This is a genomic window from Thermococcus aegaeus (assembly GCF_055393685.1).
Genome location: NZ_AP042464.1, coordinates 1,597,046 through 1,617,856 on the forward strand (window position 1 = coordinate 1,597,046; position 20,811 = coordinate 1,617,856).

Sequence of the window (20,811 nt, forward strand, 5' to 3'; positions counted from 1 at the left end):
TCACCTCTTGTAAATGGTCCTCAAGAAAACATCCTCCAGGCTCGGCTCTTCAACCTCAAGGCTCACGATTGTTACCCCCTTCCTCGCAAGAAGCTCCGACAACTGCTCCCTAATATCCTCCCTCGCAAATATAATTGCCTTATTCGCGTTTACTCTTTGAATACTTATAACCTCAGAAAGCTCAATTTCTGGGAGTACTTGCTTTGTCTCAACCTTTATCTCGTATCCTTGAAGCTCCATGAATTCCCTTTTTATTTCCTTAAGGGTGCCCAGTGCCCTAAGCTTTCCTTTGACTATTATGCCAACCCTATCACTGAGCTCTTCTACTTCGCTGAGTATGTGAGATGAGAAAAACACCGTCTTTCCGTTTTTGCGTTCTTCTCTAACGATATTCTTTACCAAGTAAGCCCCTTCGGGGTCAAGGCCACTCGTAGGCTCATCCAGTATTAGGACTTCGGGATCGTTTATTAACGCTTGAGCCAACAAAAGCCGCTGCTTCATGCCCTTCGAAAAGGTTTTGACTTTCCTGTATCTCGCCTCCCATAACCCAACGAGCTTTAAAAGTTCCTCAATGCGCTTTTCTTTTTCCTGTTTTGGAAAGTTGTAAAAGTTAGCAAAGAACTCCAAGTTCCTCCATGCTGTCAATTCCTCATATAGAGTTGCATTTTCCGGGAGAAAGCCGATTTTCTCTTTGACTTTTATAGGCTCTCTGAAAACATCGCTTCCAAGTATCCTTACAGTTCCTCTGTCGGGAATTATAAGCCCAAGCATGCTCAAGATAGTAGTTGTCTTGCCTGCTCCATTTGGACCTAAAAACCCAAAAATCTCTCCGCTATAAACTTCAAAGCTCAATTCATCAATGGCTTTGAAATTGCCGTAGCTTTTGGTTAGGTTTTCGACTTCTATGGCTTTCATACTACCACCCCAACACTCTTTGCTTATCTAACCTCCATCCTGAGGAACCTTACATACGAAATAGGGACAAGAAGAAAAGAAATTAGAACCAATACCAGAATATTCTCCCAAACTAAGCCCAAACTCTCAGATATGGATCTATCTTCAACTATATCCCCTTCGTAAGCTAAAGCAGAGATCACTTCACTTATTTGGGGTTTTCCACCGAACAGTATTCTAATGATCTCCTGATAGTGATAGTTTGGAGAAACATAGAGTATTCTCTCTGTAGTTGCCGCTAGTTCACTCAGCCACTGCTGGTAAGCCGGGTCTTTGATGATCAACTCTTCAAGTTGTTCTTCAGTAAGGTTTACTGCATTGTCGGGGAGATTTGGAACAGGTGGAAGCCCAACGATGGCAAATGCCACTACACCAGCGATTGCCGAAAGAAGAAAGCTGAAAAATACAAAAACAAAAACCGCCATTACAACAGCGTTCTTAGATCTTCCTATAAAGGTCGAGATCAAAATTCCCAAGCTCAGAAAACTCATCCCATAGAGCAAGCCAAAAGGAAGAGTCGCCAAAAACATCGTTAAATCCTTTTTGGTGAGCGGAACGCCCAAAATCAAGGAAAATGCCACCGTTAGAACATAAAACAACGCCAAAGATAGTCCAAGGATTAAAATTCCCCCTAAAAGCTTTCCAATAAGTATTTGGTCTTTGTATATAGGCTTTGATGCAATTACTCTCAGGGTTCCCCGTTCTCTCTCCTCATTTATTGCAGTTGCTCCTAGAAGGATGCCCATCAAGGCTATTGAGTAGTTGAAGGCATTGGAGAAGCTTGAGAGGAAAAGCATTTGGAAGGGTGTTTTATACAAATCCGTGCTTAGCCCAAGTTTCTTTGAACTGTAGATCATCCCCAAGGAGAGTACTGCAAATAGCGCCGCCGTTATTTGAAATTTCCTTGTTTTGACGCCGACCTCAAAATCCTTCACTGCAATATTTATCGCCTTCATCCTAATCACCAATTCTGATAGCAACTCACATACTTAAAACTATTACTATTTTAAGTTTTATTCGATATTCAAAAAACAGAGTAAAATGGAAGGAAGCAAACCGGCAATCGAGAGAATTGTTAAATGGAAAAGTAAAGAACAAGCATTCATTCTTTTTCCAATACAACAGCGGTACCGTAAGCAAAAATTTCTGCCGCCCCAGAGGCGACTGCTGAAGTCATAAATCTAACTCCAATAACTCCATTAGCCCCCATTTCCTTTGCATGTTGAATCATTCTCTGAAGGGCTATTTCTCTAGCCTCTGCAAGCATTTCGGTGTATTCCTTCACCTCTCCCCCAGCAATGTTTCTTAAACCCGCCAGTATATCTTTTCCGAGGTGCTTTGCCCTAACGGTTGCTCCCCTTGCAATTCCAAGAACTTTGACTACCCTATACCCCGGAACATTCTCCGTTGTGGAAAGAAGAAATTCCTCCATATTCACCACCCAAATACTTCGAACTTCGAGGTAATTTTATATTCTAAAGCTTAAATACTTTTCTGGGATAATAGAAGGGGTGAGAAAATGAAGCTCACACACGTCGATGAAAAAGGTGTGAAAATGGTTGAGATTGGGCATAAAGATGTAGTCTTCAGAAAGGCCGTGGCAAAAGGGAGAATACGACTAAAACCTGAGACCATCAAACTAATCCAAGAAGGAAAAACAAAAAAGGGGAACGTGATAGCTGCTGCACAGCTTGCGGGAATTTTAGCTGTAAAAAGAACTCCTGAACTTATCCCCCTATGTCACCCAATTCCACTCACTGGGGTGGACATATCCTTCGACTTCGGAGAAGACTATATAGAGGCAACATGTGAGGTGAGAGCTTACTACAAAACCGGTGTTGAAATGGAGGCACTAACAGGTGTCAGTGTTGCTCTCCTTACAATATGGGATATGGTTAAGGCCGTAGAAAAAGATGCTAACGGCCAATACCCATTCACAAAAATTGAAGAGATTAAGGTCGTGGAGAAACTTAAGGAGTAGAGTTTATAAAATCTGCCAGAGGTTTATTAAGAGATGAGGCTCAACAGTGAAGCGAAAGAAATATACAAGGGCATAAAAAATGAGATAAAAAAGAGAATTCAGCTCAAAGAAAGCCTGGCATATCTTGAGAAATTTTCGCCAACAAGCAATAGAGAAGAAATACTAAGGAGGCAGAAGTATCTGCAAGAAGGTTTTTCAAAAATTAGGGAAGAACTCAAACCGTTCCTTTCAAAAATAAAGCCAGCAAGGTTTAGAAAGGAATACCTTCATGATAGGCTTCTTGTAGTTAGCGAAGAAGAACTTGAGAGAGCAAAACGCCTTAACATCTGCGATGTCTCTCTGGAGCCAGAGGAGGGGTATGACTTAATACTAAGCACGGCTGATTATGGTATCGAAGTGGAGCTCTCCATTAGCGAAATAGCCCCAGAACTCTATATAATGCCTCTGTGGGAAAATAGAGAAACTCTCAAAGCCCTTGCTAGTATAGGAAGACTACTAAACTCCCATTCTGTTGCAGAAGACATCTTAATAGAACTAAAAAAGCTCGAATCAGTTGCAAAAAGGAGAGAACTTTTGGAAAACCTTGACGAGATAATTCGAAGAGAAGAGCAAAAGTTAAACTCTAAGATTGAAGAAAGACTAAAGGAATTCAGCTTAACACTAAGTGGAAAAGAGCTTTTAGAATTTCTAAAAGAACTAAAAGAGGGAAATTACCAGGCAATATTCTCCCATTTCTCCCAAGTTGAGAATGAAATTCTGAAAGAAATACGAAAAAGCGAAGAGCGTCTCAGCGAATTATTTAATCTTGATGCAGAAGTGTTTTCAAGAGAAAACTTATATCCGGTGGAAGTTTCTGCAGAGACAATCGAGTTTCTGAGAGCAGAGCTAGAGAAAGAAACAAGAGTTGAGGCCTATTTAACGAGTCGGGAAATTTTAAGAAAAATAAAGCCCCTAATCCCAAGATTAAAAGAGGAGCTCCAAAGGGCTTATGAACTGGAATTCCTAAGGGCTGTAAAAGAGTTTACCGAAGGCTTTGTCTTTCCAGAGGTTGCCAGCGGAGGGGTTGGTTTCATAAATGGAAGACATCTCTTCATAAAAAATCCCCAGCCAGTTAGCTATCTCGTTGGGAACATCGTGAGCTTTGAGGAAACAAAAGGAGAAAGAATCGTGATTCTGACGGGGGCGAACAGTGGTGGGAAGACCTCTCTGCTTGAGCTTATTACTCAGATAACTATTCTTACCCACATGGGTTTTCCAGTTCCAGCGGAAAAAGCTTGGGTAGAACCGTTAGATGAGCTTTTCTTTTTCAGGAGAAAGCGCTCTTCTTATGGAGCAGGAGCCTTTGAAACTGCCCTCCGCTCCTTTGCTCGCTCCCTCATAAAAGATGGTAAAAAGCTAATTCTCATAGATGAGTTTGAGGCCATAACCGAGCCCGGTGCGGCTGTGAAGATAATTGGCGAGCTTTTGAAGATAGCGCATGAGAAAGGCTTTTACGTTGTTATTGTCTCGCACTTAGGAGATGATTTGAAGAGAGAGCTGCCTTTTGCCAGGGTTGATGGAATTGAAGCTCAAGGGCTGGATGAGAATCTCAACTTGATAGTGGATAGACAGCCCAAGTTTGGAAAGCTTGGAAAGAGCACTCCCGAGCTTATCGTTGAAAGACTAGCAAAGAAAAAGCGCGGAAAGGAGAAGGAAATTTTTGAGAAGGTTTGGAGGGCTTTCAGAAACTAGCCTTTAACCCAGCTCCTCTCCCTGTATCTCCCTCTACTTTCAATTTCATCGAGCTTTGCTTCAACCTCTTTTCTCTTCTCTGAACCTCTAACCTCCTCATAGCCCTTTAGAACTTCTTCAAATCCTTCCTCGAACCACTTGTAATGCGTGCTCTCCATGGCCCTCCTGAGAAGGTGAAGATCAACCCCCTGAGCTTCAAGCGTAGAATCAAACTCCGCAAGGCCGAAGTCGATGAAGTAAATTTTTCCCTCTCTAAGGATCATGTTTGAAGTTGTTAGGTCGCCATGAACCACTCCAGCTTCGTGGAGCTTTCCTATTTGTCTGCCAATTTCCCTGCAGAGTTTTAAGCGTTCTTCCATGGAAATTTTTTCCAGGAGTTCCTTTAATCTTTCACCCTCAATGTATTCCATGACTATTTTCATGTCCTTTAAATCAACCTCATACACGTAGGGAACATTAACTCCAAACTGCTTTGCCCTGTGAAGGATTCTTGCCTCTCTTACGGTTCTCTCCTTCCTGAGTTTTTCGTCTATTTCCTTTATGCGGTAGCGCTTTGGAATGCGGTGCTTTATTATGACCTTTTCCTTATTAAACGGGAAGTACAATTCCTCAAAACCTGCTATGTAAATCTTTGCCTCTGCTCCTTGCTTTATTAGCTTCATGATATCACCTTGTGATTCCCAGTTCATTGAGAACACTACTATCCCTAAATATGAACCTGATTGAAATAACATCTTCAATTTTTAAAGTTACTATAACTTTATCATCTCTTATCACAGCCTTTGCCTCATCAATTCTGTTCTCCTCAAGCTTTTCGATGGCGTACTTAAGCCTTTCATCTTTGTTCTTGAGCATCTCATCAAAAAGTGATGCTCTATTCTGAACTTCGACATCCAGAAGGTTGTATTTCTCAACGTTTTTTATGAGCTCTTTGAGTTTCTCAAAATCTTCAACAGTGTAGACCTCAACATCCTTCATTTTTATCCCCATTGGAGTATTGGGCATTTCGTGTATTAAAGTTTCATGGGTTACCGGAAATCTTAAATACCATGTCAACTTACATTAGTTGACAAAAAAGTAATGCCTTGGGGGAAGGAGATGAAGATTGAGGGTGCATCCCCTGTAACTTCTGAGGGAATCTCTCGGATTTTCGGGATACTAGCAATTGCATGTCTTTTTATGGTCCTGATTCAAGACAGTATCACATTCATTTGGGCTGCTATGGCACTTTTTGTCCTCTCCTCTGGGTGGGGAGTAGAAATTGAAGACAGCACATTAACACTAAAATATACAATCGGAAAGACCAGAATACAATTAGATGAGATTAAAGAAGTAATGCTTGCAAGTGAGCTCAAAGGAGTAGCGTTGTTTAAATGTATCTGGAAGGAAGTTAGTTTTTCACTCGTTCTCTTGTTTATGCTGTTTACTGCTACCTCTTGGACAGAGCTCCCCATAGCGTTTCTGGCATGGATCTTTACTTTTTTAATTGCTTTTCTCCTCCTTGTCTCCGTACCGATTTATGTTTTAAGAGAAAACTTTGGAAAGATATTCCTAGCAAGTTTGGGTGGAGCAATAGGTGTATCCATTCTAATAGGAGAGAGCCTTGGTTTAGGAATACTACTGGCATTGACATTCTTGGTTTTTATGGTCTTTTACGTAATGGTTGATTATGTGATAATATTCACAGAGAAGGAGACTTTTGTAATTAGCTGCCTGGATGGAAGGAAAATTATCAAAGCTTTTGAGGGTGTTAAAAATGAAGCTTGAAGGTGTCAGACCCTCAAATTTTGGTGGAATCCCATCATTAATAGCCATTCTTTCCTTTGTTCTAATACTAGGAGGTATGGAGTTCTCCTCCTGGTGGATGTGGATTGCTGGGTGGATCCTTATTTTTGCCTCATGGGGAGTATCAGCCAAAATTGAAAATAAGACATTAATTCTCAAATATGCCTTTGGATTGTTACCCATAAAGCTCAAAGGAGAGGAGATTGAGGAGATTTTAGTTTTGAACAGACTAGAAAGAGGAGTTCTTTTAATGTATTTTCCCAGAATTGGAATCGTCTATATAGGCACACTCATCTATGCATTATATCGTTATCTTACATTTCCGAAGAGCCTCCTGCCAGGGTATTATATGGGAGTTATTGGATTCATTGTATTCTCGAGCTCTATACTGATTTCAATGGCAGTGCCCCTTGGAAAAACCGCTCATAAACTTCTCGTAACATCAGCTATTTCTATCGCCGGTGCATTTCTTCTATGGATCAAGAGCTATGAAGTCGAATTGGTTCCAATGATACCATTCTTAATTGTGCTGTCTCTCTGGATAGTGTACGATATCGACACCGAAGATTACATCGTTTTGAGAACAAGGAAAGGTAAATATCTCTTAACCTCTAATGCTCCTAGAGATAAAGTGGAAAAAGCCATCAAAGCAATCATGGAGGTTTTAAGTGATGATTAGGCTCCCGGAAAGCATGGAAAGAATTTGGGCTATGAGAGCTAAGGGAATGAGAGAGATAGAGATAGCAGAGAGCCTTGGAATTTCAAGACAGGCTGTGAACAAATCTTTGAAAGAGGCTAAAGCTAAGCTCTTCGAGGCATTCTTTTCCCTAGCTGAGACTTTTTCATGGGAAATTGTTAGAGTAAACGCCGAAAAGGGATTCATGGTTGCAAGAGGGAAATGTGGGAGTAGAACAACAAGGGTTTACGCGTTTTACATACCAAGAAAAGGGATAAGAGCATTTTTTGATAATGAGGTTCCAGAGTTTATTCTCCAACATGCTTTGGAGCTCAGAATCATTAAAAAGCTAGATAATAAGGAATTAATAAATGCCCTGGAAAGATAATCAACCTATTCTCTTCCCAATTCCCCTTCCCCAGTCCAAGAATTCCCTTATTCTTGCCTTCCCCTTGGTAATTTTATTCACATAATTTATGAACTCTTCCTTCTTCTCCGGTAAAATGCCAACTACGAATTTAACTTCAACACCAAATTCTCTCTCAAAAATCTCCGCTTCGAATTTCTTGAGAGCTTTCTCAACTGAGTTATAAAGATTGTATGGAAAGACTATTTCAACGGGCTCTTTTTTAATAATCTCGATTATCCCTGCCTTTTCAAGAGCTTCGCTCGCTGTTTCACTGTATGCCTTGATCAAACCTCCATAGCCCAGTTTTGTTCCACCAAAATACCTCGTCACGACAACCACGACGTTTTCCAGGTCTTTGTACTCAAGAACCTTGAAAACTGGCCTCCCAGCGCTTCCCCTCGGTTCTCCGTCGTCATCATAGTGAACGAGAAGTGTGTTTCCTTCCCTAACCCGATAAGCGGAAACATTATGTGTTGCATCTGAGTGGATTTCTTTAACTCTCCTAATGAACTCTTTAGCCTCTTTTTCTGATTTCACCGGCATAGCATAGCCAATAAAGAGAGAATCTACATAGAGCTTTTCAACCTTCCCAAAGCCCTTAATTGTCCTATATCCATCCATGAGGGGAAATAGGCAAAAACCTCCTTAAGAATCTTTTGTGTTTTCATTCTTGTAATTTAGGCAAAACTTTAGCTTATTTGTTGCTCATTATTCAAAATTTTTCGTTAAATTCAGCCTTTTAAGTAGAAACTTTTTTATAGAGCACTAACGAAAGGCTCTTGTTTAACAAATGGAGGTAATTGAAATGATGGTAGGACAAGGTGGACAGCCGGTTGTTATTCTTCCAGAAGGAACTCAAAGATACGTTGGAAGAGATGCCCAGAGATTGAACATTTTGGCCGCTAGGGTTATAGCAGAAACCGTAAGAACTACCCTTGGTCCCAAGGGTATGGACAAGATGCTTGTTGACAGCCTTGGAGACATAGTAATCACAAACGACGGAGCAACAATTTTGGAGCAAATCGATGTTCAGCACCCAGCAGCCAAAATGATTATCGAAATTGCAAAGACCCAAGACAAGGAAGCTGGAGATGGAACAACTTCAGCCGTTGTTATTGCAGGCGAACTTTTGGCAAAGGCTGAGGAGCTTTTGGATCAAAACATTCACCCGAGCATAATTATTAAGGGTTACACACTTGCAGCTGAAAAAGCTCAAGAGATACTTGACAACATGGCAATCGCAGTTGAACCAGACAACGAGGAAACCCTCACAAAAATAGCTTCAACTTCAATAACCGGTAAAAACGCTGAAAGCCACAAAGAGCTTCTGGCAAAGTTAGCAGTTGAGGCAGTTAAACAGGTTGCCGAGAAGATTAACGGAACATATACAGTAGATATTGATAACATCAAGCTTGAGAAGAAGGAGGGTGGAAGTGTCAGAGACACCCAGCTCATCAAGGGTGTAGTCATTGACAAGGAGAGAGTTCACCCAAGAATGCCGAAGAAAGTTGAAAACGCAAAAATAGCCCTCATAAACGATGCGCTTGAGGTTAAAAAGACCGAGACAGATGCAAAGATAAACATCACAAGCCCAGACCAGCTCTACGCATTCCTTGAGCAGGAGGAGAAAATGCTCCAAGAGATGGTGGAGCAAATAGCAGCTACTGGTGCCAATGTTGTGTTCTGCCAGAAGGGTATTGATGATTTAGCACAGCACTATCTCGCAAAAGCAGGAATTCTAGCAGTTAGAAGAGTCAAGAAGAGCGACATGGAGAAGCTTGCTAAAGCAACAGGCGCAAAAATCGTCACAAACGTTAAAGACTTAACAAGTGAAGACCTTGGCTACGCTGAGCTTGTTGAGGAGAGGAAAGTTGCTGGGGAGAACATGATCTTCGTTGAGGGCTGCAAGAATCCAAAAGCCGTCACAATCCTCATTAGAGGAGGAACAGAGCACGTCGTTGATGAAGTCGAGAGAGCCCTCGAAGACGCAATAAAAGTCGTCAAAGATGTAATGGAAGATGGTGCAATCTTGCCAGGTGGAGGAGCCACAGAGCTTGAGCTCAGCATTAGACTCGATGAGTTTGCAAAGCAAGTAGGTGGAAAGGAACAGCTTGCGGTTGAGGCATTTGCTGAGGCTTTAAAGATTATTCCAAAGACCCTTGCCGAAAATGCCGGACTAGACACAATAGATGTTCTCGTTAAAGCCATAAGCGAACACAAGAACAAGGGAAAAGCAATTGGTGTCGATGTCTTTGCTGGGGAACCAGCTGACATGCTCGAGAGAGGCGTCATTGAGCCAGCTAGGGTTAAGAGACAAGCAATCAAGAGTGCAAGTGAAGTTGCAATAATGATACTCAGAATCGACGACGTCATTGCCGCAAAGCTATCAAAGAGCGAAGGTAAAGGTGGAGAAGGAGAAATGGGTGGAATGGGCGGAATGCCCGGTATGATGTGATTTCTCTTCTTAACTTTTCTTTCAATTTAGAAAATTAAAAATTTTGAGAAATTCTAAATTAAAAAAGAAGTCAACCTAGGACTGATAGCAAAACTCCAGCAGCTACTGCCGTTCCTATAACCCCAGCAACGTTTGGTCCCATTGCGTGCATTAGTATGAAGTTACCCGGATCTTCTTTTGCAGCAAGCTTTTGAACAACTCTAGCACTCATTGGAACTGCTGAAACACCGGCAGCACCGATCATTGGGTTTATCCTTCCACCGCTAAGCTTCATCATGAGCTTACCCAACAATACCCCACCAGCAGTTGCCGTTGCAAACGCTATGACACCAAGGAGAAGGATTTTTATAGTGCTCAAAGTTAGAAAGCTCTCCGCCTGCATTGTTGATCCAACGCCAAGTCCAAGGAAGATTGTGACGATGTTCATTAGTTCTTCCCTTGCAGCTTTGCTAAGCCTCTCAACAACACCGCTTTCTCTGAAAAGGTTGCCGATCATGAGCATTCCAACCAAAGGAGCTGCTGAAGGCACAAGAAGACCTATGATTATCATTGAAGCTATTGGGAAGATAACTTTTTCCCTCTTTGAAACCGGTCTTAGCTGTTCCATTCTGATTTTTCTCTCTTCTGGAGTTGTTAAGGCTTTAATAACCGGAGGCTGGATTATTGGAACAAGGCTCATGTAGGAGTAAGCAGCTACTGCAGTTGCACCAAGTAAATGGGGAGCGAGCTTAGTGGTTAGATAAATCGTTGTGGGACCATCGGCACCGCCGATAATACCAATTGAAGCCGCCTCTTGAAGGTTAAAGCCTAAAGCCACTGCAGTAAGCATTGCAATGAAGACACCAATCTGAGCCGCTGCACCGAGCAATGCAGTTTTTGGATCTGCAATCATTGGGCCAAAGTCAGTCATTGCTCCTAGGCCAAAGAAGATTAGCAACGGCACAACTTCAGTATCAATAAGGTAGTGCTTAATTAAGAAAAACAACCCTGGATGCTCTGGATCAGCACTCAAAATACCAGTCAATGGAAGGTTTACCAATACAGCACTTATTCCAATTGGGAGCAACAACAATGGCTCCATCTCATACCTTATGGCCAAATACATCAGGATGAAACCAACAATTATCATTATCACATTTCCGACTGTTAAATGAAAGAGACCTATGTTGGCAAAGAAGTCAAGTATTGCTTGCTCAATTCCCATTCTCCATCACCCAAGTTCTATTAGTGGTTGGCCTGTGTCTACTGTGTCGCCCTCTTTAACAAGTATCCTCTTCACAACACCATCCCTAGGCGAAGGAATCTCATTCTCCATCTTCATAGCCTCCAAAACAAGCAACCCCTGACCCACCTTAACCACATCACCCTCCCCAACCAAAACCCTAAGTATCTTACCAGGCATCGGAGCCGCAACCAAATTCCCACCAGCCGCTGGCGCCGAAGGAACCTCAACTGGAGCCGCAGGAGCTGGAGTTGGAGCCGACACAGGTGCAGAAGGGGTACTTACAAGCTGGGCAACGGGTTGGGTGGGTTGAGCAGCGAGAGCCCCCATTGGGATTCCAAGATCCTTAGCTTCAACTTCATAGCTTTCTCCTTCAAAGCTTACTTTGAACTTTCCTACACCGAGTTCTTCAACCTCAACCTCGTAAGGAACACCATCAACAATGACCTTAACTTTACCTTTCATCCTCACCATGCCCCCATTTCATAGTTAAAGTTTTCAACTTCCTCTATTTGGGATTGGATACCGTACAGACGCCAAGCATCAGAGGGTTTCTTTTTAAACGGCAAAGGCCTAAGTTGAGCGTTCTTCTCTGCCATGTAAGCCAAAATCGCAGCAGTAATTACAGCGAGCTTCTTTGGCTCAATTGAAGGCCTTTCTTCAACAACTGCTTTCTCTTCCTTAGGTAAAGGCTTAACTTCCACGGGCTTTTCCCTCTCAATCAACACCCTTTCAAGGTAGCCAATGCCATACATTGCAAGGGCTAGTATTGAGAGCACTAGGAAAACTACCGTAACGCCTAAAATGGTAATATAAAGACCCTCAAGGAAAAACTCCCAAGTGACCATTTTTCGCACCTCACAGAGGAATGTTTCCGTGTTTCTTTGGTGGGAGCTTTACACGCTTGCTTTCTAAAGCCTCCAGCGCCATGATTATCTTCCCTCTTGTTTCTGCTGGATCGATAACGTCGTCTATGTAACCCCTGCTTGCGGCAACATACGGGTTAGCAAACTTTTCTCTATACTCCCGTATCTTTTCTTGTCTAACCTCTTCGGGATTTTCCGCTTTGGCGATCTCCTTCCTAAAGATAATGTTTGCTGCCCCTTCTGGCCCCATAACGGCTATCTCAGCCGTTGGCCATGCAAATACAAAGTCTGCACCTAGGTGTTTGCTCCCCATTGCCAAGTAAGCCCCACCATAGGCCTTTCTTAGGATCACGGTAACCATCGGTACAGTTGCCTCAGAGTAAGCGTAGAGAACTTTTGCACCGTGCCTTATGATTCCACCGTACTCCTGCTGAACTCCCGGTAGATAGCCGGGAACGTCAACGAGTGTTACTATTGGAATGTTAAAGGCGTCACAGGTTCTGACAAAGCGTGCAATCTTATCGGAGCTGTCGATATCTAAAACGCCAGCCAAGTGAATTGGGTTGTTTGCCACAATTCCGACCGTTTGTCCGTTCATCCTTCCAAAGCCTACAACAGCATTTGGAGCAAAGTAGGGGAGTATCTCAAGGAAGTCTGGATTTCCGTTTGCATCTCTATCAACAATCTCATAAATAACCTGCCTCACATCATAACCTTTGTTGGGATCATCTGGAACTATCTCATAGAGCCTATCGCTCTTTCTAAACGGCGGGTCGTTGGTTGGATATCTAGGCGGCTTCTCCATGTTGTTTGATGGGAGATAGCTTACTAGCCTCCTTATGAGCATTAAAACTTCCTCGTCACTTTTGCCTATTAAATGAGCCTGGCCGCTTTTTTGGGCATGAACCATTGCACCACCAAGCTGAATTGGAGAAACTTCCACTCCAGTAACGGCTTTTACTACTTGAGGACCGGTAATGAACATGAAGCTTGCAGGATTATCAACCATGAGAATAAAATCACCTATTGCTGGGCTGTAAACTGCTCCACCAGCACATGGGCCCATAATAGCTGTAATCTGTGGAACCACTCCGCTCAGAATAGTGTTCATCTTGAATATCTCACCATACCCCTTAAGGGAATCAACGCCCTCCTGAATCCTTGCTCCCCCAGAATCATTGAGCCCTATCACTGGAGCGCCTGCCTCTAGAGCCAGTTCCATAATGCGCTTTATCTTTGCCGCGTGCATCTCTCCCAGAGAGCCACCCATAACAGTGAAATCCTGAGCATAAACAAAAACCAATCTGCCATCAATCGTTCCATATCCTGTTATCACTCCATCGGCAGGGAGTTCCATCTTGTCAAGACCAAACTCTGTGTTTCTGTGCTTAACGAACATTCCTATCTCCACAAAACTTCCCGGGTCAAGGAGTTTTTCGATTCTTTCTCTTGCAGTGAGCTTCCCTTTTTCGTGCTGTTTTGCTACCTTCTCCTCTCCACCCATCTTCAGAATTTTCTCCTTCTTTTCATAGAGTTCCTTCACTTTTTCCTCCATGCTCATAAGAGTTGCCCCCATAACCATTGGTTAACTAATTTGTAGTTTGTAAACCCCTTTAAAAGGATTTTCATAGTCATAAAATGCCCAGAAGAGTACATGTGCACAAATAAAAGAGTGAAAAAGATCTCAGAGGTGGGCTATCGGGGTTTCAGCACCACAAGCTTCACACTTCAAGAAGTGGAAGCGATCTCTCTTGATGATCTTTGTGTCCGGCGAGCCACACACAGGACATATGACGTACTCTTTGAGGTATTTCTTCATTTTGTTTGCTATGAGATATGGTGTAAAACGTCCCTGCAGTACAGCTCTCCTTCCCTCCAAGACACCCGCAGTAGCGACTTCCCTCAGGATAAACTTAAGCAAGTGATTCGGGTCTCTGTTCATAGCCTCAGCGATATCCCTGAAGTTCTCGATTATCGTTTTGTTCCCTTCGATTGTTACAACTGCAGCAGGAACCTCAAATCTTGATTCGTGATGCTTGACATTCTCTGGAAGTTCTTCGTACGCTTTTTCCAAAAGCTTCTCATAATCATAATAATCGTACTCCATTTTTCTCACCTCGCTATAGGTTCTATCTTCGCCTTATTAACCTTTTCACAAAACCTTGTAATAGCCTGAGCGCGGTTCATATATCATTGAATTGGCTTTGAGTTCTTCTAGTATTTTCTCAACCTCACTCTTCCCTATCCCATGTCTGCTTGCCTCTTTTATTATTTCCTCCCTTGGGGCTCCGTAATCTTCTAAGTCCTGAAGCTCCTTTATTATGCTAAGGACTCTGTCCATCTTGTTGATCTTCTTTGACGATTTTCCGACCTCCAAGATGCTAACGTCAATGTTTCCTTCTTCGTCCATTGCCGTTTTCCTTAATGTGTACTCCACAAGCTCAATTGCAGCCCTAGCGTCTTCTTTTGTGACAATCTCACTCAGCCGCATTTTTGCATGGGCCTCGCTGAGTCTTATAAGGGCCTCAAGCTGTCTTGCGGTAATTGGAATCGGTTTAATTCCCTCTTCACTGCCTCCTCTCCCTATTGTCCTTCTCATCTTAACGTAGTAGCGCTTGATTTCCTCCATCGCTTCTTTACTGAGCACTGGTTTGATGTTCTTTCTTGCATAGGCTATGTACTTCTTAAGAAGGTCATGTGGTATCTTTGGAGCAACGGCCTCTGCTTCACCCTTCCTGACCTTAAGTATGTGCTCGGCTATCTCGGAGTCCAGTTTTTCGTCGGGCTCATCGAGAAGAACGAAAATAAGGTCAAATCTGCTTAGGAGCGTTGGGGGCAAATCCACCTGCTCCGGAAGGGACTTCATTCTATTGAACCTTCCATATTTAGGATTTGCTGCGGCTATAACGGTAGTTCTAGCATTTAAAGTTGCAGTAATTCCTGCCTTTGAGATACTAACGGTCTGCTGCTCGAGGGCTTCGTGTATAGAGCTTCTGTCCCTGTCGCTCATTTTGTCAATCTCGTCAATTAACGCAATTCCCATATCCGCCAAGACGAGAACTCCAGCCTCTAAAACCCAAGAACCTGTCAGTTCATCCCTCACCGCGGCGGCAGTAAGCCCTGCGGCGCTTGAGCTCTTCCCACTCGTATAGATAGCTCTCGGTGCTAAATTCGCCACATAGCGAAGGAGCTGGCTTTTAGCCACTCCCGGATCGCCTACAAGCAAAACGTGGCTCTCTCCCCTCAGTCTTGTCCCATCGGGAAGCTGCTGTGTGTTTCCTCCAAATAACGCGAGAGCAATTCCGAGTTTTTCCTTTTTCATTCCATAAATGGCAGGAGCAATAGAGTCAACTATTACATCGACAATATCCTTCCTTTTTGCAAGCTCTTTAATCTTCTGCTCATCCTCGGGTGTTATTTCGAGCTCTTCTATCTCCTTGCTTAGCTGTTCCACATAGTTTGCCTCTATTATCTTTCTGAATATTGGCCTCTTATCTCTCTGCTCTAAAACAACCCTTAAGATTCCAGTTATAACCACCCTATCCCCTGGAAGGGCAATATCCACAAGGTCGTCAAGCAAAATTACATCAACAAAACGGGGCATTTGGCCACCTTTAAGGCTTTCAGGCCTATCTTGGAGCCTAAAGCTCTGGAAATTGAGGAAAGTGCTCTTATCAACGTCAAGCTCCACGTTTCTGCTTCCGCAGGCTTCACACTTGTTGGGCTTGATTAGAGTAGCGTAGGGTTTTTGAAGCCTCACCATCTCATGTCCGCAATCCTTACAGATATAAACCGCTCTGGAAACAAAAGGCTTCACCTCGGTCATTCTTGTTATTATCCCTTCAACTTGGATGAATTTGTTTATATGCTCACTCGCAAGCTCTTTCACAAGGTAGCTCTTTGGCAGACCATGAAAACGGGCGTGAATTAGAAAAGGCTCCTTCCTAAAGAACTCCTCCTGCAGGATTATCTGGATAGCATCTTCAGCCGCGAGGATAACTTCCTCGGGGTTGTCTATAAGCTCTCCAGCAAGTTCGGGATCAAAGGCGTTTAAATGCTCCCAGTTTATCGCAATATATCTCCTAGGGACAACTGTCAGCACATCCCTTATTTCATCTAAATAAACCTTGTTCCCGCTGTCATCGGTATATTCTCTGAGAAACTTCACAAATCTCTCTATCATCTCCTCCTTGTCCATCACTTCTCACCCAACCACTCATTTCTAATTTGGGATATCTGGAGGTATATCCTCCTTTCCTCCAATGAGAGTCTGCTTAGGATCTCTAAGCTTCCGGGTCTGAACATTATTGCATTGATTATCTTGTTAAAGCGGAGCCTTTTGAGATACTGGTACTTTTTCTTTAAATTGGAAAGCTTGGTCATTTTGGCATTTAAAACTTCTATATCAACGTCTTTCTTGGTCTTTACATAGTTCTCAAGGTAATAAATATAGAATTCGGCTCTTTCATAAAGTCCCTCTGGAATTGAAGTTATTGGCTCGCTGTTTTTTTCTTCATTTATAACCTTCTCTAGTTCGCGAATGATTTTCTCGCTCTCATCTATAATCTCCACTATACCTCTTTCCCAAAGTTCTTTGGCTTTCCAATCTTCAATTAACGGAGTATCCCCAGCTTTCCAGCTTCCAAATGATTTTAACACCTTAACTGGAATCAACGCCCTGCCAACCAGCATTACCTTTCACCCTCTCATCGTATAGATTGTTGATGATCCGAAGTTCTTAAGCTTTAGCCCGACGAGGATAAAAATATAAACTCCTTATCCTTGACTATACAGAGGTGGTCATATGCTGATAGGAATAATGAGCGACACCCATGACAATCTCCCGGCTATAGCAAGGGCTGTTGAACTATTTAACAAGGAAGAAGTGGATCTTGTGCTTCATGCAGGCGATTATGTGGCACCTTTTGTCAAAAGAGAACTTTCAAAACTAAATGCACCTTTAAAGGGTGTCTTTGGCAACAACGATGGAGAGAGGGAAGGTCTCAAAAAGGCAATTGGAGTAGAGGATGAGGTAATAGAGTTAGAGATAGATGGACTTAAGATAGTCCTCCTCCACGGCACAAATGAGAAGATAGTTGAGGCATTTATAAGGAGCCAGCTTTATGACGTTGTGATAAGAGGACACACTCATAAATACGAGATAAGAGAAACCGGAAGGAGCATAGTTCTCAATCCAGGAGAGGTCTGCGGCTATGTCAGTGGAGTAAAGAGCGTCGCATTTTTGGACACAAGAAAGAGAGAAATAAAAATAGTAAACCTCGACACTGAAGAGCCACTCGGGTTTATGAGCCTTTGAAAAAGGATATAAGAACAAAAAGCAAAGAGAGAATCATGGAGACCGATCTGCTTACACCTAAAGAAAGATACAGCGGAGTAGTCTTTATTGGAGTTAGAAAAAATGGTGCGGTAGAGTTCGTAAAGGTCTATGCAGAAAGCGAAGAGGTTGCTAAAGACATCCTAGAGAGATTTCTATACGAAAAGGGAATCCATCCGGCAGATTTTGTTGTGGTTGATAAAGGGTACGAGAAAGTTGAAGGAAAGGAAATTATAAGTACTCGAACCGAGAGCGAGCTTTCTTCTTTTCTTGGACGTCTTGGACTAAGACTGCTCTCAAATGGGATCCTCTACCTTCAAGGAAGGAAAGAGATATACCAGATAACCTCCCTCAGCAAAGACCTTTTAAAGGAAATACGCGCCAAAGAGGAGTTGCAAGAGGAAGTGATTAAATTCGAGTTCAAAAAGCTAACTCTCCCGTCGAGGTTTATTGAAAAGCTTAAGGTACTGGAGCTAATGGAGGATACGCTGATAATAAACCATGCAGAACTCCCTCTTCCGGAGATTTTAGATGAAATAACTAGAGGAGCCGTTAAAATCCCAGAAATACTTGAACTTGGCCCGCTGAAGCTCCAGCTGTTTGACAATGAGCTCCACAAAGTGGTAAAGAAAGGAGAAGAGCTTCTCATAAAACCTCCGGTGATAGTTTGGGACGGTTACGTTGATTCCCTAGAGGATTTTGAAGTTAATGAAATTGAGAAGGGGATTTACAACGCCCCTCTGTTCTTAAAAGCTCACAAGGGATTTCTAGTACTCAGAGAACCTCCGAGAGAGCTAGTTGAAAAGCTGTTGAGGATTAAGGAAAAAGGAAGTGCAAGGATTAAAGGCCTCAAGGTACCAGTAGAATTTACATTAATAGTGGAAAGCAAGGATACAAAAAAGTACGACCTGCCTGTGAAAATAAAGCTGCCGTACTTAAGTGAGGAAGAATTTAAGGAGATTTTAGCCAGAAAAACTAAATTGAAGATACCAGATGAAGTGGTAGAAAAAATACCCGAACAGAAAAGAACCTTTAAGACCATCTCAACTCTCTCAAAGCTCCTCAAGAGGCTTAAAGAACAAAAACCCAACAAAAGGCCAGAAGAACTTTTAAAGGGGGCTCTTGTACTATTTCTCGGTGAAGAGGATGAAGATCATTGACGGAAGCTACGGAGAGGGTGGGGGACAGATATTAAGGACTGCACTTGCCCTTTCAGTCATAACTGGGGAACCTGTTAAAATAATCAAAATCAGAGCTAAAAGGCCAAAGCCCGGACTAAGGCCGCAGCACCTCTACGGGGTTCTAGCCCTTCGGGAACTTTCAAATGGAGAAGTAAGGGGGGCGAGAGAAGGTTCAACTGAGCTGGAGTTCTACCCCAAAGGTATAAAAACAAAGCATATCAGAGTGCCGATAAAAACCGCCGGCAGCATAACCCTTGTCCTCCAAGCTCTCCTGCCAGCGATGGTCTTTGGAGATAAGGAGATCACCTTTGAAATAACAGGGGGGACTGACGTACCTTGGAGCCCTCCGGTAGATTATCTAAAACACATAACCCTCTACGCCCTTAAAAAGCTCGGCATTAGGGTGGAAATAGAAATAAAAAGAAGGGGACACTATCCGAAAGGTGGGGGATTAGTTGTTGGCAAAGCCTATCCTTGGGAAGAAAAAAAGCCGCTGATTGCTAAAGAGTTCAAGAAAATCTACAGCTTTGAAGGAATAAGCCACGCTGTAAGGTTGCCTTCTCACGTCGCTGTAAGACAGGCAAAGGCGGCAAAAGAGACTCTTGAAAGGGCCTATCCTCTCGTACCGGTAAATGTGAAAGAAGAGTTCTATGAACCAGAAAAAGACCCTCACCTCGGGCCTGGTAGTGGGATTGTTATATGGGCGAACACAGACGTTCTCCGCTTGGGAGGAGATGCCCTTGGAGAGAGAGGCAAGCCAGCAGAAGTTGTGGGAAGAGAGGCTGCAAATGAGCTCATAGAACAGCTAAAACCAAAACATGCGGTGGATAAGTTCCTCGGAGATCAGCTCATACCTTTCTTAGCCTTCGCTGGAGGGGAAATATGGGTGAGTAAAATCACAAACCACTTAATAACCAACGTCTGGGTAGTAGAACAGTTCTTTGGAAAGGTCTTCGAGATAGAAGGAGAAATTGGAAAGCCTGGAAAAGTAAAAGTGGTGAAGAGGATAGAGCTCTAAGCTACTCCTCAATTTCCACTCCATAAACCGTTTTTGGATTTTCAACATGGATTTTGTATGCCCTCTCCTCATCCATTAAACCTTGCTGAAGAAATGCTTTTGTCCTCTTTGGAACGGTCTTTGGTCCTAAAACTGCTCCCGGGCGTTTTTTATCATCTATATAGTCAGTCTCCATTAAAAACCTGCTCCCCTGCATTAGGGCCTCCATGAGAGCCTTTTTGCTAGCTAAAATTGAAGGAAAGACTCCAACTTCTTCAGCGACTTTTATTAATGGAGGAGAGTAGTGCTTCACAACTCTGTAGGGCTTTATGCCAACTTCCTTGACGATCTTTCCAAGTTCTCTGAACTTTTCTTCGTTAAAGCTCTCCGTATGAAGTTGAACTGCACAGTTGGCATCTTTAGCCAATTCCATTCCATATTTCATGAGCTCGATGCTTGCATTCCATATCTCTTCGCTGACCTCGTAATGTGGTCTCCCTATCTCACCTATTGCTATTGCCTCTCCCTCCAAGCATAGCTTTTGAGCGTATTCCAAAGCTTTCATGACCTCACTTTTAGCGTATTCCACCCCTTTTCTGTCTGCCAAATAAGCAAACTCTGCTGGATGAACTCCAACCACAGCAAAGGCCTTAACGGGAGTTTCTTTATTTATTTTCTCCACCAGTTCAATGTGGAAATCCATAGCCTTCATGAAGTCTTCTGCTTTAACCCCACTAAATCCATAGTCGTGGGCGCTTTTGTAAACAACGTTCAGATGCGTTCCTCCAGCCCGGTGAAATTCTTTAACTGCCTCTAAAAACAGCCCTTTAAAGGGGTCAACGTGAAAGTGATTGTCAAATATTATCATTCCCACCACCAAAAAGGTATAAGAGAAGGGGTTTAAAAGCCATTAGGATTGATAGACTTCAAGCATCTCCCCGGCTTTTGGGTTAAGCCTTCCCTCTAAAACAAGGGCAACTTTATCATATTCGAGGGCAAAATCAACCCTTTGTCTTTCTCTCTGTATCTCCCTTATGAGTGCAGCTTTCTTTCTCTTTACTTTATAGCCCGGATAGATAACTCCCTCAGCAACTTCCCCCACTAACACCTCTCTACCAAGGATTTCGAAGACCCTTTCCACTTTAAACTTAGCCACGGGTCTTTTTGAAAATACCTCAACTTTACTCTCTTTCTTTTTGAAAACATCAAAAATCCTCAT

The 20,811-nt window shown here is 42.9% G+C and carries 24 protein-coding genes; 9 read left to right on the forward strand and 15 right to left on the reverse strand.

The window, feature by feature from the left end; all coding sequences use genetic code 11:
* The 3 genes from ACZ5NL_RS08650 to ACZ5NL_RS08660 all read right to left on the reverse strand — a co-directional run bounded on the left by ACZ5NL_RS08650 (position 1) and on the right by ACZ5NL_RS08660 (position 2,386).
* Entirely contained in the window at positions 1–915 is a 915-nt protein-coding gene (locus tag ACZ5NL_RS08650; protein ID WP_464841894.1) for an ABC transporter ATP-binding protein, read from the reverse strand.
* A 23-nt stretch (positions 916–938) separates the two neighbouring features.
* A complete protein-coding gene (locus tag ACZ5NL_RS08655; protein WP_464843433.1) occupies positions 939–1,910 on the reverse strand; it encodes an ABC transporter permease in 972 nt (323 codons plus the stop codon).
* Between the two features lie 146 nt (positions 1,911–2,056).
* The gene (locus ACZ5NL_RS08660; RefSeq protein ID WP_464841895.1) at positions 2,057–2,386 is read right to left on the reverse strand and encodes a YbjQ family protein; all 330 of its coding nucleotides are present in this window, start codon (positions 2,384–2,386) and stop codon (positions 2,057–2,059) included.
* An 87-nt stretch (positions 2,387–2,473) separates the two neighbouring features.
* Here ACZ5NL_RS08660 and moaC point away from each other — a divergent pair, with 87 nt between their 5' ends.
* Together moaC and ACZ5NL_RS08670 are read left to right on the forward strand one after the other, a co-directional pair.
* Positions 2,474–2,935, forward strand: coding sequence for a cyclic pyranopterin monophosphate synthase MoaC (gene moaC, locus ACZ5NL_RS08665; protein ID WP_464841896.1), 462 nt, complete (start codon positions 2,474–2,476; stop codon positions 2,933–2,935).
* A 33-nt stretch (positions 2,936–2,968) separates the two neighbouring features.
* Positions 2,969–4,666: an endonuclease MutS2 gene (locus ACZ5NL_RS08670; RefSeq protein WP_464841897.1), complete on the forward strand. Its 1,698-nt coding sequence runs from the start codon at positions 2,969–2,971 to the stop codon at positions 4,664–4,666.
* Here the strand turns inward: ACZ5NL_RS08670 and ACZ5NL_RS08675 are convergent.
* The gene (locus ACZ5NL_RS08675) at positions 4,663–5,328 is read right to left on the reverse strand and encodes a Kae1-associated kinase Bud32 (protein WP_464841899.1); all 666 of its coding nucleotides are present in this window, start codon (positions 5,326–5,328) and stop codon (positions 4,663–4,665) included. The genes ACZ5NL_RS08670 and ACZ5NL_RS08675 overlap by 4 nt on opposite strands.
* Positions 5,329–5,332: 4 nt before the next feature.
* Complete coding sequence (locus tag ACZ5NL_RS08680) at positions 5,333–5,656, reverse strand: hypothetical protein (RefSeq protein WP_464841901.1); 324 nt, start codon at positions 5,654–5,656, stop codon at positions 5,333–5,335.
* A 108-nt stretch (positions 5,657–5,764) separates the two neighbouring features.
* On the opposite strand from ACZ5NL_RS08680, the gene ACZ5NL_RS08685 reads away from it, so the two are divergent.
* Genes ACZ5NL_RS08685 through ACZ5NL_RS08695 form a run of 3 tightly spaced genes read left to right on the forward strand, consistent with a single transcriptional unit; the run spans position 5,765 to position 7,515 of the window.
* Positions 5,765–6,433, forward strand: coding sequence for a hypothetical protein (locus tag ACZ5NL_RS08685; RefSeq protein WP_464841903.1), 669 nt, complete (start codon positions 5,765–5,767; stop codon positions 6,431–6,433).
* A complete protein-coding gene (locus ACZ5NL_RS08690) occupies positions 6,423–7,130 on the forward strand; it encodes a hypothetical protein (RefSeq protein WP_464841904.1) in 708 nt (235 codons plus the stop codon). Before ACZ5NL_RS08685 ends, ACZ5NL_RS08690 begins: the two co-directional genes overlap by 11 nt.
* Positions 7,123–7,515, forward strand: coding sequence for a hypothetical protein (locus ACZ5NL_RS08695; protein WP_464841905.1), 393 nt, complete (start codon positions 7,123–7,125; stop codon positions 7,513–7,515). Before ACZ5NL_RS08690 ends, ACZ5NL_RS08695 begins: the two co-directional genes overlap by 8 nt.
* Here the strand turns inward: ACZ5NL_RS08695 and ACZ5NL_RS08700 are convergent, their stop codons facing one another.
* Positions 7,516–8,157, reverse strand: coding sequence for a YigZ family protein (locus ACZ5NL_RS08700; RefSeq protein WP_464841906.1), 642 nt, complete (start codon positions 8,155–8,157; stop codon positions 7,516–7,518). It abuts the gene before it with no gap.
* 187 nt (positions 8,158–8,344) lie between these two features.
* Here ACZ5NL_RS08700 and thsB point away from each other — a divergent pair, with 187 nt between their 5' ends.
* Positions 8,345–9,991: a thermosome subunit beta gene (gene thsB, locus ACZ5NL_RS08705; RefSeq protein ID WP_464843435.1), complete on the forward strand. Its 1,647-nt coding sequence runs from the start codon at positions 8,345–8,347 to the stop codon at positions 9,989–9,991.
* Positions 9,992–10,061: 70 nt separating this feature from the next.
* Here the strand turns inward: thsB and ACZ5NL_RS08710 are convergent, their stop codons facing one another.
* From ACZ5NL_RS08710 to ACZ5NL_RS08740, 7 genes are all read right to left on the reverse strand, one after another.
* Positions 10,062–11,195, reverse strand: a complete 1,134-nt coding sequence (locus tag ACZ5NL_RS08710) for a sodium ion-translocating decarboxylase subunit beta (protein ID WP_464841907.1) — start codon at positions 11,193–11,195, stop codon at positions 10,062–10,064.
* A 6-nt stretch (positions 11,196–11,201) separates the two neighbouring features.
* Positions 11,202–11,678: a biotin/lipoyl-containing protein gene (locus ACZ5NL_RS08715; protein WP_464843437.1), complete on the reverse strand. Its 477-nt coding sequence runs from the start codon at positions 11,676–11,678 to the stop codon at positions 11,202–11,204.
* A gap of 2 nt (positions 11,679–11,680) precedes the next feature.
* The gene (locus tag ACZ5NL_RS08720) at positions 11,681–12,061 is read right to left on the reverse strand and encodes an OadG family protein (RefSeq protein WP_464841908.1); all 381 of its coding nucleotides are present in this window, start codon (positions 12,059–12,061) and stop codon (positions 11,681–11,683) included.
* Between the two features lie 10 nt (positions 12,062–12,071).
* Positions 12,072–13,640: a carboxyl transferase domain-containing protein gene (locus ACZ5NL_RS08725; RefSeq protein ID WP_464841909.1), complete on the reverse strand. Its 1,569-nt coding sequence runs from the start codon at positions 13,638–13,640 to the stop codon at positions 12,072–12,074.
* Between the two features lie 123 nt (positions 13,641–13,763).
* Entirely contained in the window at positions 13,764–14,186 is a 423-nt protein-coding gene (locus tag ACZ5NL_RS08730) for a translation initiation factor IF-2 subunit beta (protein WP_004069445.1), read from the reverse strand.
* A gap of 45 nt (positions 14,187–14,231) precedes the next feature.
* The gene (locus tag ACZ5NL_RS08735) at positions 14,232–16,277 is read right to left on the reverse strand and encodes an AAA family ATPase (RefSeq protein WP_464841910.1); all 2,046 of its coding nucleotides are present in this window, start codon (positions 16,275–16,277) and stop codon (positions 14,232–14,234) included.
* Positions 16,277–16,771, reverse strand: coding sequence for a hypothetical protein (locus ACZ5NL_RS08740; protein ID WP_464841911.1), 495 nt, complete (start codon positions 16,769–16,771; stop codon positions 16,277–16,279). The genes ACZ5NL_RS08735 and ACZ5NL_RS08740 overlap by 1 nt, the downstream gene beginning before the upstream one ends.
* 112 nt (positions 16,772–16,883) lie before the next feature.
* Here ACZ5NL_RS08740 and ACZ5NL_RS08745 point away from each other — a divergent pair, with 112 nt between their 5' ends.
* The 3 genes from ACZ5NL_RS08745 to rtcA are packed head-to-tail and all read left to right on the forward strand — an operon-like array spanning position 16,884 to position 19,613.
* Positions 16,884–17,396, forward strand: coding sequence for a metallophosphoesterase (locus tag ACZ5NL_RS08745; protein WP_464841912.1), 513 nt, complete (start codon positions 16,884–16,886; stop codon positions 17,394–17,396).
* 35 nt (positions 17,397–17,431) lie between these two features.
* Positions 17,432–18,574 carry a hypothetical protein gene (locus ACZ5NL_RS08750; RefSeq protein ID WP_464841913.1) on the forward strand — a complete coding sequence of 381 codons (1,143 nt, stop codon included), beginning with the start codon at positions 17,432–17,434 and terminating at the stop codon, positions 18,572–18,574.
* A complete protein-coding gene (rtcA, locus tag ACZ5NL_RS08755; protein WP_464843439.1) occupies positions 18,561–19,613 on the forward strand; it encodes an RNA 3'-terminal phosphate cyclase in 1,053 nt (350 codons plus the stop codon). The genes ACZ5NL_RS08750 and rtcA overlap by 14 nt, the downstream gene beginning before the upstream one ends.
* 1 nt (position 19,614) lies before the next feature.
* On the opposite strand, the gene ACZ5NL_RS08760 is transcribed toward rtcA, so the two are convergent.
* Together ACZ5NL_RS08760 and pbp11 are read right to left on the reverse strand one after the other, a co-directional pair.
* Positions 19,615–20,460, reverse strand: coding sequence for a TatD family hydrolase (locus ACZ5NL_RS08760; RefSeq protein ID WP_464843440.1), 846 nt, complete (start codon positions 20,458–20,460; stop codon positions 19,615–19,617).
* A 42-nt stretch (positions 20,461–20,502) separates the two neighbouring features.
* Complete coding sequence (gene pbp11, locus ACZ5NL_RS08765) at positions 20,503–20,811, reverse strand: tRNA-binding protein Pbp11 (RefSeq protein ID WP_464841914.1); 309 nt, start codon at positions 20,809–20,811, stop codon at positions 20,503–20,505.